Source organism: uncultured Microbacterium sp. (genome assembly GCF_947489255.1).
GTDB lineage: Bacteria > Actinomycetota > Actinomycetes > Actinomycetales > Microbacteriaceae > Microbacterium > Microbacterium phycohabitans.
Genome location: NZ_CANLCY010000004.1, coordinates 243,917 through 255,851, shown reverse-complemented (window position 1 = coordinate 255,851; position 11,935 = coordinate 243,917). Strand labels below are relative to the sequence as shown.

Annotated in this window: 16 protein-coding genes and 1 riboswitch; of the genes, 4 read left to right on the top strand and 12 right to left on the bottom strand. The window is 70.6% G+C overall.

From position 1 onward, the window contains the following. Positions 1-80 precede the first annotated feature (80 nt). The 3 genes from Q0818_RS11640 to Q0818_RS11630 all read right to left on the bottom strand — a co-directional run bounded on the left by Q0818_RS11640 (position 81) and on the right by Q0818_RS11630 (position 1,238). Positions 81-437: a hypothetical protein gene (locus Q0818_RS11640; RefSeq protein ID WP_298874840.1), complete on the bottom strand. Its 357-nt coding sequence runs from the start codon at positions 435-437 to the stop codon at positions 81-83. A gap of 70 nt (positions 438-507) precedes the next feature. Continuing rightward, positions 508-645, bottom strand: coding sequence for a hypothetical protein (locus Q0818_RS11635; RefSeq protein ID WP_298874838.1), 138 nt, complete (start codon positions 643-645; stop codon positions 508-510). Positions 646-683: 38 nt separating this feature from the next. Then, a complete protein-coding gene (locus Q0818_RS11630) occupies positions 684-1,238 on the bottom strand; it encodes a MarR family transcriptional regulator (RefSeq protein WP_298874835.1) in 555 nt (184 codons plus the stop codon). A gap of 114 nt (positions 1,239-1,352) precedes the next feature. Between Q0818_RS11630 and Q0818_RS11625 the strand changes: the two genes are divergently transcribed. From Q0818_RS11625 to Q0818_RS11615, 3 genes are all read left to right on the top strand, one after another. Further along, positions 1,353-1,730: a hypothetical protein gene (locus Q0818_RS11625; protein WP_298874832.1), complete on the top strand. Its 378-nt coding sequence runs from the start codon at positions 1,353-1,355 to the stop codon at positions 1,728-1,730. Position 1,731: 1 nt separating this feature from the next. Then, entirely contained in the window at positions 1,732-2,073 is a 342-nt protein-coding gene (locus Q0818_RS11620) for a hypothetical protein (RefSeq protein ID WP_298874829.1), read from the top strand. Between the two features lie 189 nt (positions 2,074-2,262). After that, entirely contained in the window at positions 2,263-2,412 is a 150-nt protein-coding gene (locus Q0818_RS11615; RefSeq protein ID WP_298874826.1) for a hypothetical protein, read from the top strand. Between the two features lie 62 nt (positions 2,413-2,474). On the opposite strand, the gene Q0818_RS11610 is transcribed toward Q0818_RS11615, so the two are convergent. From Q0818_RS11610 to Q0818_RS11590, 5 genes are all read right to left on the bottom strand, one after another. Then, complete coding sequence (locus Q0818_RS11610; RefSeq protein ID WP_298874823.1) at positions 2,475-3,545, bottom strand: spore photoproduct lyase family protein; 1,071 nt, start codon at positions 3,543-3,545, stop codon at positions 2,475-2,477. A 9-nt stretch (positions 3,546-3,554) separates the two neighbouring features. Beyond that, on the bottom strand, positions 3,555-4,334 hold the full coding sequence (locus Q0818_RS11605) for a DNA-formamidopyrimidine glycosylase family protein (RefSeq protein ID WP_366943175.1): 780 nt from the start codon (positions 4,332-4,334) through the stop codon (positions 3,555-3,557). A 47-nt stretch (positions 4,335-4,381) separates the two neighbouring features. Continuing rightward, on the bottom strand, positions 4,382-5,863 hold the full coding sequence (locus tag Q0818_RS11600) for an NAD(P)/FAD-dependent oxidoreductase (protein WP_298874817.1): 1,482 nt from the start codon (positions 5,861-5,863) through the stop codon (positions 4,382-4,384). After that, on the bottom strand, positions 5,860-6,363 hold the full coding sequence (locus tag Q0818_RS11595) for an SRPBCC family protein (protein WP_298874815.1): 504 nt from the start codon (positions 6,361-6,363) through the stop codon (positions 5,860-5,862). The genes Q0818_RS11600 and Q0818_RS11595 overlap by 4 nt, the downstream gene beginning before the upstream one ends. 139 nt (positions 6,364-6,502) lie before the next feature. Beyond that, positions 6,503-7,660, bottom strand: a complete 1,158-nt coding sequence (locus Q0818_RS11590) for a GAF domain-containing sensor histidine kinase (RefSeq protein ID WP_298874813.1) — start codon at positions 7,658-7,660, stop codon at positions 6,503-6,505. Between the two features lie 128 nt (positions 7,661-7,788). On the opposite strand from Q0818_RS11590, the gene Q0818_RS11585 reads away from it, so the two are divergent. Next, positions 7,789-8,052 (top strand): hypothetical protein, encoded by a 264-nt coding sequence (locus Q0818_RS11585; RefSeq protein WP_298874809.1) that lies wholly within the window; start codon positions 7,789-7,791, stop codon positions 8,050-8,052. Between the two features lie 82 nt (positions 8,053-8,134). Here the strand turns inward: Q0818_RS11585 and Q0818_RS11580 are convergent, their stop codons facing one another. The 4 genes from Q0818_RS11580 to trmB all read right to left on the bottom strand — a co-directional run bounded on the left by Q0818_RS11580 (position 8,135) and on the right by trmB (position 11,855). Then, complete coding sequence (locus tag Q0818_RS11580; protein WP_298874806.1) at positions 8,135-9,451, bottom strand: hypothetical protein; 1,317 nt, start codon at positions 9,449-9,451, stop codon at positions 8,135-8,137. Between the two features lie 130 nt (positions 9,452-9,581). Next, complete coding sequence (locus Q0818_RS11575; RefSeq protein WP_298874803.1) at positions 9,582-9,905, bottom strand: SMR family transporter; 324 nt, start codon at positions 9,903-9,905, stop codon at positions 9,582-9,584. Positions 9,906-9,918: 13 nt separating this feature from the next. Beyond that, positions 9,919-9,982, bottom strand: a riboswitch (guanidine-III (ykkC-III) riboswitch). 290 nt (positions 9,983-10,272) lie between these two features. Continuing rightward, a complete protein-coding gene (locus Q0818_RS11570; RefSeq protein ID WP_298874800.1) occupies positions 10,273-11,133 on the bottom strand; it encodes a CPBP family intramembrane glutamic endopeptidase in 861 nt (286 codons plus the stop codon). Further along, positions 11,130-11,855, bottom strand: coding sequence for a tRNA (guanosine(46)-N7)-methyltransferase TrmB (gene trmB / locus Q0818_RS11565; RefSeq protein WP_298874797.1), 726 nt, complete (start codon positions 11,853-11,855; stop codon positions 11,130-11,132). Before trmB ends, Q0818_RS11570 begins: the two co-directional genes overlap by 4 nt. Between the last annotated feature and the right edge of the window lie 80 nt (positions 11,856-11,935).

The window sequence follows — 11,935 nt, the reverse complement described above, 5'->3', positions numbered from 1 at the left end:
AACATAACGGATGCCGCCGACTCGGCGCAAGAGTCGCGGCATCCATCCTTCGTCTTCACCCGGACTCCGCCGGGCAGAGGTCAGGCCTGCGTGGGTTGGTCGAAATCCCAGTCGATGGGCTCGTCGTCGTCCTCGCCGGACGTCGGCTCGACCGCGCGCAGGTGCGGCCGCGGGAACAGCCGGTGATTCTTCAACTCCGCCGCTGCGTGGGCGAAGTCGGGCTCCTCGTCGTGCCAGTCCATGGGCGCGGACAGCACGTCGTTGCCGACGCCGATCACCAGCTCGGCCTGCGCGACCCGCTTGTCGTCGGTGACGATGGGGATGCTGACCGCTTCGGCCTGCCCCTCCTTCGCCACCGCCGCGGTCAACTCGACGAGCGACGCGGCGACGTCGTCGGTGGTCATCACGGTCTCGCCGGCATAGGTCACGCATCGCATGGGTTCCACCCTGCGGTCCCCGAATCGACGCGCGGGGTGGGTTGCCTGGACCGCGCGCGTGGGATACGCGTCAGTCCCGCCGCTGCGTGGAACGGAACATCGACTCGTCGAGCTCGAACCAGACCGCGCGGACGGTGTCGAACTCGGCGAACTGTTCCGGCTGGGGATCGGTGAGGGAGAGGCGGTAACCGCGAGGAAGATCATCCACGTGCTGTCCGTCGCGCGGGCCGCCGACGAGCACGTAGATCACGGAGAATCGACCGCCTGCTTGTCGACCGCCACGCCGTCGACGGCGTCGCTCATGCGGTGCAGGAACGCGACCACCGCCGCGGACTCCTCGGGCGTCATGTCGATGACGGCCGCGAGCATGCGGTCGTGCATGTTGCCCAGGGTCTGACGCACCTCGGCATCGGCGCGCGGCGTGGCCTGGATGAAGATGCTGCGGCGGTCGTCGGGGTTGGCGACACGCGTGATGTGGCCGGACCGCTCGAGACGGTCGAGGATCGCCGTGGTCGACGCGGTCGAGAGCCCGAGGTATCGCGTCAGCTCGCCCGGGCGCACCCGGCGGGTGGCGTCGCGCAGCAGGTAGCGCAGGACGAGGAGCTCGTTCTCCCCCATCGACATGGAATCGCGCGTGCGCCGACGCATGGCGACCTCGGCCGCGCGATAGATGCGCAGGGCTTCGAGAACGGCTTTGCTGCGTCGTCGGCGGTCGGTCGGCTCGTCGCCGTACCAGTAGGTGACTTCTTCGGTGGGTCCCGTGGTGGTGAGTCCGCGGGACGTGGTTTCGACGTCTGTCATGACACACTCCTCCCCGCTCGTGTCCCGACTATACCGCGTTAAGAATAGTTAGACAAACTAGTTACTAAGCGAGTATGTTCTACACGCAGCTAATCGCTCACGAAGGGAGTTCCCATGGGCCACCTGTTCTACGGCACCGCGACCGAACCGATCCGCATCCCGGACCGCCTTCTCTCGCACCTCAAGGTCGTCATGACGACCAAGCTCCGCCGCAGCGAGAGCTTCACCCTGAGCTGGACCCACGTCGACGGCACCCCCGGCCGCTCCACCCTCTGGCTGCAGCCGGCGATCCCGCTGCGCTTCGTCTTCGACTCGGCAGAACCCGAGACCCTCGACGCATCGACGCTCAAGAGCATGGCGGACATGGCCAACTCCTCCGCGGGCCTCATCGTCGATCTGCAGGTCGAGATCCCCGAGGCGTCGTCGACCCGTGTCGCTCCCGCGCGCACCGCGGCTCCCGCCCGCCGTCGTTCCTTCTCGGTCGCCGCCTGACATGAGCGCTCCCGTCATCCCCGCTCCCCCGACGCCGACCTCGGCCCGCGTCCTGTGGGCGAAAGTCGACACCGGCTTCTGGGTCGCCCATCGCGGCGGCGAGTACGACGGCTGCGTGGACGCGGTCGCCGGCGGATTCGTGTCGCGCGACGCGCACGGCGTCCCGATCGGCCGCTACGACAGCCTCGACGCCGCGAAAGCGTCCCTGCGGTCGACGACGCATCCCGCGAACGCGTGGCGCCGACACAAGCTGGAGCGCGCCTCGTTGATCGCCGCGACCTCCGTCGGGGGCACCGCGCTGGCGTTCGCCCTCACCGCGGGCGCCCTGGCGCCCCTGCTGTGAACGACGTGACCGACGTCGAGCTGCGCGACGCCGCCGACGATTTCGAGGACGCCGCGAGCGCGGAGTTCGCCGCCCGGTACGGCGTCACGCCGCTCTGACCGTCGACACGGCGCGGTGACCCTCGTCGACCCCCTGGACGCCGCACCGTCGACGTGAGATCGTCGCCGTCCACCAATGGATGGAGACCCCATGACGATCGACAACGGACGAACGGATGACGCTCCCGACGAGCAGTCGAACGGCTCCGGCAGCGAGTCCCCCGAAGAGGGCGCCGCGGCGCAGCGCGACGCCGACGAGGCCGCGACGACGGACGGCTCCCCTACGGGCGACATCGGCTGAGTGCACGACGACGGCCGACGCGGCTCCCTCTCGGGACGGCGTCGGCCGTTTCGCCTGCCCGGTCAGAACGCGTAGCGCACCCGGCAGTACGGCAGCTTCCGGGCGATGAGTTCGGTGAGCGTCGCGACGCTCTGCGCCTTGAGCGGATGCCGATAGCGCACGTTCACCGCACCGTTCTGCGATCGCTTCTCCTCCTGCACGGACGGCGTCCACAACAGCTCCTCGCCCTTGGGGTGCCACCCGAGGTTGACCTCGTGCAAGCCCTCGTTGTGGGTGAGGAAGATCACCTCGCACGCGAGCTGGGCCTTGGCGCGCGGATGCAGGGCCGCATCGAGCTGGTCGAAGAGCTCGCTCCAGTCCGCGAGCCACGTCGGCGTGAGGATGACCGGCGAGAAATTGACGTGCACCTCGAATCCGGCGTCGACGAAGTCGTTGATCGCGGCGATGCGCTCCGCCATCGGCGAGGTGCGGAGATCGGTGACCCGCGCGGTGCCGGCCGGCATGAGCGAGAACCGGATGCGGGTGCGACCCGCCGGGTCCCACTCGAGCAGATCGCGGTTCACGAACTTCGTCGCGAACGACGCCTTCGCCGTCGGTGTCATGCGGAACAGGTCGCACACGTCGCGGACGTTCTCGCTGATGAGCGCATCGACCGAGCAGTCGCCGTTCTCGCCGATGTCGTACACCCAGGCGTCGGGATCGCACTGGTTGGGCTCGGTCTTGGGCCCTCTCGCCGCGATATGGCGCGCGAGGTGTCGGGTGGTCTGATCGATGTTCGCGAACACGGTGATCGGGTTGCTGTAACCCTTGCGGCGGGGCACGTAGCAGTAGGCGCACGCCATCGCACAGCCGTTGGAGAGCGAGGGGGCGATGAAGTCGGCGGAGCGGCCGTTCACGCGCGTGGCGACGCTCTTCTTCACCCCCAGCACGAGGGCCTCGGTCTTGATGCGCACCCAGCGGGCGACGTTGGTCTCGTCGCCGTGAACCTCGGGGATCTGCCAGTGCGAGGCGATCGGAACGACGTCGGCGTCGGGCCAGCGCGCGACGATCTCCCGCCCGCGCTCGAGCTCGAGGGCGGCGTCCTCCGCGTAGATGCGCGTGACGCGCAGCAGGTTCTCCCGTTCGACGGCCATCGTCCCGTTCTACCCCGGGGTTCCGACATCGCCGCCCGTCGGCATCGGCTGGCACCGCGGACACCACCAGGTGCGGCGTCGCTCCGGGTCGTTCGCCACCTCGTCGCGCACCCGGATGCGCGTTCCGCACCGCAGACACGGACGCCCCGCGCGGCCGACCACCCAGTGCGACGCGCCTCGGCGACGATCCCCGGTGGTGACCTGGTACATCCCCGCCACCGTCGCCGACACGCGCAGGCACCGCGCGGCGAGCGCCACCAGGGCGTCGAGGTCGGTCGCCCCGATCGGAGCGAACGGGTGGATGCCGCGCAGGAACGCGAGCTCGTTCACCCACAGGTTGCCGAGCCCGGCCATACGGCGCTGGTCGAGCAGCGTCGCCACGAAGGGACGATCGGGGCGCGCGGCCAACCGACGCACCGCCTCGGCGGCATCCCAGTCCTCGCGGAGCGGATCGGGACCGAGGTGTCCGACGACGTCGCGTTCGTGCGCGGTGGGCACGAGCTCGACGACCGGCAGATCGAGCCCCCACACGTCGCGGCCGTCGTCGAGCCGCAGGCGCACGCGGGCTTTCTCTCGGACCGCGGTCGGCAGGGACCTCCCGGGCCTGGTGATGGTCCACGACCCCTGCATGCGCAGGTGCGTGTGCAGCGTGTCGCCGCCGTCGAATCGCGTGAGCAGATGCTTGCCGTGCGTGTCGTAGCCGACGATCGTACGGCCGGCGAGGGACAGACCGGCGGCGTTGCCGGCACGCAGCTCCCCCTCGGCCACGTGAGCACCCGTCGTCGCCACCGCCAACCGCTGGCGGAGCCGGTAGACGCTGTCGCCCTCCGGCACGGCTAGCGCGCCGCGGGGATGAGCTGATCGCCGCGCGGGGCGAGATCGGGGCGCAGGCGCGTTCCGAACTCGTGGCGCAGGGCGCTCAACGCGGCCTGCCACCCGGCGAGGCCGTGGACTCCGGGCCCCGGGCTCGTCGACGAGGAGCACAGGTACACGCCCGCCATCGGGGTACGCCAGGGGTCGGGGCTGTAGACCGGCCGACCGAGCAGCTGGGTGAGGGTAGGGGCTCCCGCGGAGATGTCGCCGCCCGGGAAGTTGGGGTTCCACGCCGCGATGTCGACCGAGGTGCGCGAGCTCGACGCGAGCACCGTGTCGCGGAAGCCGGGCGCGAAACGCTCGATCTGCCGCACGACCGCCTGCTCGCGATCGGCGGGGCTGCCGGACGGGACGTGGGTGTACGCCCAGAGCACGTGCTTGCCCTCGGGCGCGCGGGTGGGGTCGAACAACGTCGGCTGCGCGGCCAGGACGTAGGGCGCGTCGGGGAGCTCTCCCCGCGCGACGGCGTTCTCGGCGTCGGCGATCTCGGCCCGTGTGCCGCCGAGGTGGACGGTCCCGGAGCGAGCGACGTCGGGGGCGGCCCACGGCACCGGCTCGCTCAGCGCGAAATCGACCTTCGCCACTCCCCCGCCGTAGCGGAACCGTTGCAGCGCTCGACGGTACGCCGCCGGCATCCGGTCTCCGGCGAGGCGGATGAGGGCTCGGGGCGTGGTGTCGAGGAGCACGGCGCGCGCCGGGGGGAGCTCGTCGAGCGAGGTCACCTCGACACCGGCGTGCAGCACGCCGCCGTGGGCCCGGATGTCGGCGATCATCGCGTCGGCGATGGACTGGCTGCCGCCGACCGGGATCGGCCATCCGCGACCGTGCCCGTAGGTGGCCAGCACGAGACCCGCCCCACCGGCCGCGAGACTCGGCTGGTGCAGGATCGTGTGGGCGGAGACGCCCGTCATCATGCTCGGCACGACCTCTTCGCGGAACCGCGCGTTCCACCACGGACCGCCCTGCTCGAGGGCCCGGATGCCGAAGAAGAACGCCGCGAGCGGATCGCCGGGGATGCGCAGCAGCGCGTTCCCGGTGAAGTCGGCGACGCCGCGCAGGTGATCGACGAGCGGGCGCATCAGCCGCTCGTAGGCGGGGCCGTCGACGCCCAGGCCGTCGGCCGCGCGCGCGAGATCGCGGAACGCCAGGGCGGCGCGGCCTCCGTCGAGAGGGTGGGCGTACGAGACCTCGGGCACGATGAACGGCACCCGGCGGTCGAGCCCGAACTCGCGGAAGAACCACGACTCGAGGGCGAGAGGATGCACCGCCGAGCCCACGTCGTGGTGGAAGCCAGGGAGGGTCAGTTCGGCGGTGGATGCCGCTCCGCCGAACGTCGGCGACTTCTCGTAGACCGCGACCGACAGCCCGGCGCGCGCGAGGGTGACCGCGGCGGCCAGGCCGTTGGGACCCGAGCCGACGATGATCGCGTCGTACTGCTCGCTCATCGCTGGATCGGCTCCCTCTCGGCGGTGGATTCGCGCCCGATCGCCTCGGCCCCGCCGTCGGTGCCGGGAGCGCCGCCCTCGGCGAGGTAGGCGAGACGGTGCAGCGTCTCGGCGTTGCGCCAGCGGGTGATGGCGTCGAAGACGGTGTCGGGGAGAAGCCGGGCGGGTCCGGTGACGGGCTCCTCCTGGATGCGCACGACGCACCCTGCTCCTCGCCTCTTGACGTCGATCGCGACGCGCGCGACACCGATCGGACCGCCGTGCGGTTCGAGGACGGCGCGATGGGGCGGATCCCAGACACGCATGACCGTGACGTCGTTCGTCACCAGGGGCCACGACCCGAACGAGTGGTGCAGTGTCGCGCCCTCGGCGGGCCACGACTCCCCCACGTCGCGCATGCGCGAGGTCCCCACCACCCACAGCGGATAGAGCCAGCCGTTCGCGAGCACCCGGAACACGTCTTCCGGGGTGCAGTGCAGCAGACGGACGTTGCGGGCCATGGATCGCTCCTCATCGTCGTCGCGGGACGGGCGGATGCCGGGGAGGGTGTCCGACAACGCTCAGGCTACGACCCGCCCTCGACATCGGTCGCGGTGGTTGCGCCTCGGCGCGGTGGCCGATATCGAGACCGCCGTCGGCTCACGCGGCCGCGGGCAGGACGAACCACGCCCGCGTCCCGCCGGCCGGGGAGGCGTCGAGGCCGATCGTCCCGCCGTGCGCCTCGACGATGCGTCGACACGTCGCCAGACCGATGCCGATGCCCTGCACGTCGGCGCCGTGGCCGCGCTGCATGGGCTCGAAGACGCGCTCGCGCAACTCCACCGGCACCGTGTCGCCGTTGTCGTCGACGCTGATCCGCCAGCCGTCGGGCAGTGTCTCGACGCTCACGCGGACGTCGGGCACCTTCTCGGCCGCGACGGTGAACTTGACGGCGTTCGCGATGAGGTTCTGCAGCAGAACGCGCAGCAGGGTGTCATCGCCCCGGACGAACGTCGAGGCCTCCACCGTGACTTCGGCGCCCGTGCGGACGAGTGCACCGTCGAGGTCTTCGAGCACGGCATCGACGGTCTCGGCCACGTCGACCTGCGTGATGTGGGGGCGGGCACCGCCCACCCGCGCGAAATCGAGCAGGTCGGTGACCATCGAGGTCATCCGGCCGGCCGCCGCCTCGGCGCGGGCGAGCGACTGCGCCGCGCGGGGAGCGCCGGCCATCTCCGGACTGTCCGCGGCGAGCTCGAGGAAGCCCGTGAGCGCCGTGAGCGGGTTGCGCAGGTCATGGCTGACCTGCGTGGCGAAGCTCTCCAACTGCTCGTTCGACTCGAGGAGGTCGCGCTGGACGCGGCGCAGCTCCAGCACGTCGATCACCTGGTGGGCGAGCAGGTCGAGCGCGCGGCTGCTGGCATCCGAGAGCTCCCCCACCTCGTCGTCGAAGACGCAGAGCGTGCCGATCGCCACACCCGAGGGCGTGATGAGCGGGCTCGATGCGTAGAAACGCACGTTCGCGATCTCTCCCGTGACGAACGCATTCTGCGCGAAGCGGCCATCGAGCCGGGCGTCGGGGACCACGACGCGACCCGGCTGCGAGATGACCGCTGCGCACATGGAGTCCTCGCGCTCGCAGGACGCCGCCTGGATGCCGACCGCGGCGACCTGATGCTGCATGCGGTCGTCGATGATGTTGATGACCGCGGTGGGCACGCCGCACACGGTCGCGGCGAGCTCGACGAGTCCCTGGAGGTCGGGCTCGGACGGCTCGCCCACGAGACGGTACTGAGCGATCGCGTCTCGCCTGGTCACATCGTGCGCAGTCGACACGGCATCCCCCTGGTGGTCTCGCCGACGAGCCTAGCGGCTGCCGGCTACACCGAGACGGCCGGGAGAGGAAGGGGCTCGCATGCGCTGGCCGTTCGGCGCAGAGTCGCCCCATGAGCACTCCGGCCTTCCCCCAGACTCCGTCCGAGCCCACCGCACCGACCCCCGCCGAGCCGACCACGCCGGCGCCGTCCGAGCCGACCGTCCCCCTCCCGCCCGAGACGCAGCCCGCCCCGGCGGGCGAGGCCGGATCCGATGCGGCCGGTGCGTTCGCGGAGGAGCACGACGAGGCCATCGGCTCGGCCGACACCGTCGCCGACAACGAGGTCGAGCAGGCCGTGGTCGACGCGGTCGACCCGGGCGGTCGCCCCGACTGACCCGCTGAGACGAACGAAGGGGGCGGCGCCGAACCGGCACCGCCCCCTTCGCACAGTCAGGCTCCGTCGGCCCGAGCGCCGATCACGGGTTGCCGCGCGTCCACAGCAGGAGGATCGCGACGGCCTGCAGCACGAGGCATCCGACGAGGATGGCGGTCCGCCGGCGCGGCGTCGAAGACCACCGCTCATCGCCCATGAGCGGCGCCATGGGCATGAGCAGGCGGAACGTGCTCTGCTGCGGGAGGAACACCGCGAAGATGTAGACGCCGTAGCTGAACCCGTACGCGACGACCATGAGGCCGAGCTTGCGGACGGGACGCGACCACATCAGTGCGAGGAAGGCCACGATCAGCGCGATCACGAGCACGATGCCCACGACGCCCAGGTGCGTGCCGGCCTGACGGAACCACGGGGTGAACGGCGTGAACTCGTCGTTGCCGACGTAGTCGAGCCACCATCCGAGCTCGGTGCGGATGTAGGCGTTGTGCGTGCCCGTGACGAACTGGGCGATGTGGTTCCACGACAGGCCCGCGACCGCGATGACCAGACCGGATGCCATCAGCGACGCCCACTCGCGCACCGGGAACGGGTCGACACGGCGGCGGAAGAAACGCACGAGGAAGACGATGCCCAGGGCCAGGCCGAGCGCCAAGACGCCCGGACGCGTGTACGCCGTGATCAGCCCGATGGGCAGGATCCAGAGATAGCGCCGCTTGATCGCCAGCAGCATGCCGGCGAACATCAGCAGCATGAACAGGCCCTCGCTGTAGCCGATCACGAAGAGGAACGACATCGGCGCGAAGGAGAAGAACACCACCGCCCACCAGGCGGGCTGGGGCTTGGTGACGGTGCGCAGCAGGACGAAGAGCAGCCACGTGGCACCGAGGCTCGCCCCGAGGCTGAGCAGAACGGCGACGGGCTGCCACCCGAGACCCGTCGCCCCCGAGATCACCCGCACCATCGTGGGGAACACCGGCAGGAACGCCCAGTTGTTGGGGAGGATGTCGCCCGAGACGTTCATCGGCAGCGACATCGGGTAACCCTGCGCCGCGATCTGACCGTAGCGATCGGCATCCCAGCCCGTGAGGTAGTCGAAGAACGTGCCGAGGCGCTCGCTGTCGGGGCCGAAGCCCCAGCGCGCGGCCTTGGCGATCGAGTAGAACCCCCACAGGAGGCCGAAGTTCACGGTGCGCGCGATCGCCCACAGGATCAGGACGCGGGTGAAGGCCCCGCGTTCGATGGGGACGATGCCCTCGGGCGTGCGCAGCACATCGCTGCCGTACTGCCGCAACGCGCGCCCGATCCGCGATTCGCGGAGGCGATCGAGGCGTCGCGACGGACGCCCGATGACCCTCGACGGTTGGGTCGGGGTGACAAGCTCGCTCGGCGGTGCGCTCACTCGGAACCTTTCACAGGGGAAGATGAGGGCGAGTGACGACGGTGTCTGGCCCGGGGAAGTGCAGTGAGGCCAGATGGTACCGGATGAAACTGACCGTTCACTACCGTTGACTTCCAGGAGAATCCCCTGGTCAGTGGGTGTCGCCCACGATTTTCAGGCCGATCACGCAGCCGACCAGGCCGAGCACCAGGAGCACCTTCACCACCGAGATCGCCTCGGTACCGGTGATCATGGCGACGACGACCGTGAGCGCGGCTCCGATGCCGACCCAGACCGCGTAGGCCGTGCCGGTGGGGATCTCGCGCATCGCGACGGCGAGTCCCCCCATGGATGCCACGAGGGCCACGCCGAAGATCACGCTCGGCCAGAGCTTGGTGAAGCCCTCCGATCGCCCGAGGGCGGTGGCCCAGACGGCCTCGAGGACGCCGGAGAGGATGAGGATGATCCACGACATGACGGTGCAGCTCCTTGGCCAGTCTTGTCGCTGTCCGGGTACTGATCCCTCGTCCGGGGACGCGGTGGGCGTCCGGTGTCCAGGGTAGCGACCGCGCCTGTGCAGGGCCCGTGCAGTCGATCCGCTGCCGCTCCCGCTCCCGCGCCCGCGTCGGCGCCCGCGTCGGTGCCCGCGTCGGCGCCCGCGCCCGCGATAGACGCTCTCCCTGCCCAGACACGCCGTCACTCCGCGTGTCTCGCACGCATCGGCGTTTTATCGCGGACCACGCGAAGCACCCGGACGTCGAGGGGAAGCGAGACACCGGGCACCGCGGCATCCGGGCACCAGCGCGAGACGGGCCGGGGCGCGGGGACCGCGGCATCCGGGATCAGATCAGGAAGATGGATGCCGCGCCGGGATTGTGGGCGTGGACGAGCACGCCGAAGACGACGGCGTCGAACAGCAGGTGCACCGTGACGATGTACCAGAGCGAGCGCGTCTTCAGGAACAGGAACCCCTGCACGATCGCGAACGGGATCGTGAGGAAGGGGCCCCAGGCCTGGTAGCCGAGCTCCCACAGGAACGACACGAAGACCACGGCCTGGAGGAGGTTCGCGGTGAGATCGGGGAGGTGTCGCCGCAGCAGCACGAAGACCGTGCAGATGAAGAAGAGCTCGTCCCAGATGCCGACCGCGCCGACGCCGACGAACAGGCGCGCGATGAGATCGGGAGTGGTCACGGCGGGCCAGTTCAGGTAGACGCCGCTGGTGATGAAGTAGAACGGCAGGATCAGGTAGCCCAGCACGATGACCCCGCCGAGCCACGCCCACTGCCACCACGTCCACCGTCCGCCGCCGCGCCAGGGGAAGCGGATCGCGTGATCGCGGTAGACGAAGCGCGAAACGACGTAGGGCACCACCACCGCCCCACCGAGGGCGAGGGTGAAGCGCACGAAGGCGGCGTCGTCGAGCTCGGCGTGCAGCGGGATGAGGCTGACGATGAACTGGCCGATCGCGATCAGCGACACGTCGCGCGCGATGCTCGGCTCCTCGCCGCGCGCAAGGGCCACGCCGTTGCGACGGTCGACGAGAACGGCGGATGCCACGGCGAGAGCGAGCAGGATCCAGCCGAGCCACACGATCTGCACGACGAACAGCGCCGGGGCGGCGAGGCACACCGCGAGCGCCGGAACGAGCTTCGGCGTCCACGTGGAACGCTCGCGGACCGGCACCGCGGTGTGCGCGGTCACGGCGAGACCCGCGTGTAGGTCAGGTCGCGGATGTCGCGGCCCACGCGCAGGCCCTTGCGCTCGAACGCGGTGAGGACGCGACCCTCGAAGCGGTCGGCCCACTCCCCCGCGAAGGCCCGCTCGAAGCCCGGGGCGTCGTCGAGCACGTCGCGCATCTGATCGGCGTAGTCCTGCCAGTCGGTCGCCAGACGCAGGGTGCCGCCCGGACGCAGGGCCAGCGCGGCGATCCGCGCGAAGTCGGGGGCGACGAGACGGCGCTTGGTGTGCTTGTTCTTGTGCCAGGGGTCGGGGAAGAACACCCACAGCTCGTCGACGGATGCCGCCGGCAGCAGGTGCTCGAGCGCCTCGGGCGCGTTGGCCTCGACGAGGCGCAGGTTCTTCACGCCCTCGCGGTCGGCATCGAGCATGGTCCGGGCGAGGCCCGCGGTGAAGACCTCGACGGCGAGGAAGTCGGTATCGGGATCGGCGGCCGCGGCCGACACGATCTGATGGCCCTGGCCGGAGCCGATCTCCACGACCAACCGGCCACGGCGTCCGTAGACCTGCTCGAGGTCGACGGCGGTCCCCGCCCTGACGCTGGTCGCGGCCGCGGCCCGCTCGACGGGGAGCAGGTAGAACGGCGAGAGCTCGGCCCACGCGCGGTCCTGCGCCTCCGACATGCGGCCGCTGCGGCGCACGAACGACACCGGCTTGTCGCGGAACACGGGGGCGGCGGCATCCATGTCATCCAGGCTATCCGCCGCGTGACTCGCCATCATTCGTCGCTTCTCCGCCGCGGAAGCGACGGATTCCGGCGACTCGC

What these genes read in the sequence shown, in the direction of transcription:
- Q0818_RS11640 (WP_298874840.1), bottom strand. Translation starts at nt 437, where the DNA reads ATGCGATGCGTGACCTATGCCGGCGAGACCGTGATGACCACCGACGAC.
- Q0818_RS11630 (WP_298874835.1), bottom strand. Translation starts at nt 1,238, where the DNA reads ATGACAGACGTCGAAACCACGTCCCGCGGACTCACCACCACGGGACCC.
- Q0818_RS11625 (WP_298874832.1), top strand. Translation starts at nt 1,353, where the DNA reads ATGGGCCACCTGTTCTACGGCACCGCGACCGAACCGATCCGCATCCCG.
- Q0818_RS11620 (WP_298874829.1), top strand. Translation starts at nt 1,732, where the DNA reads ATGAGCGCTCCCGTCATCCCCGCTCCCCCGACGCCGACCTCGGCCCGC.
- Q0818_RS11615 (WP_298874826.1), top strand. Translation starts at nt 2,263, where the DNA reads ATGACGATCGACAACGGACGAACGGATGACGCTCCCGACGAGCAGTCG.
- Q0818_RS11610 (WP_298874823.1), bottom strand. Translation starts at nt 3,545, where the DNA reads ATGGCCGTCGAACGGGAGAACCTGCTGCGCGTCACGCGCATCTACGCG.
- Q0818_RS11600 (WP_298874817.1), bottom strand. Translation starts at nt 5,863, where the DNA reads ATGAGCGAGCAGTACGACGCGATCATCGTCGGCTCGGGTCCCAACGGC.
- Q0818_RS11595 (WP_298874815.1), bottom strand. Translation starts at nt 6,363, where the DNA reads ATGGCCCGCAACGTCCGTCTGCTGCACTGCACCCCGGAAGACGTGTTC.
- Q0818_RS11585 (WP_298874809.1), top strand. Translation starts at nt 7,789, where the DNA reads ATGAGCACTCCGGCCTTCCCCCAGACTCCGTCCGAGCCCACCGCACCG.
- Q0818_RS11575 (WP_298874803.1), bottom strand. Translation starts at nt 9,905, where the DNA reads ATGTCGTGGATCATCCTCATCCTCTCCGGCGTCCTCGAGGCCGTCTGG.
- trmB (WP_298874797.1), bottom strand. Translation starts at nt 11,855, where the DNA reads ATGGATGCCGCCGCCCCCGTGTTCCGCGACAAGCCGGTGTCGTTCGTG.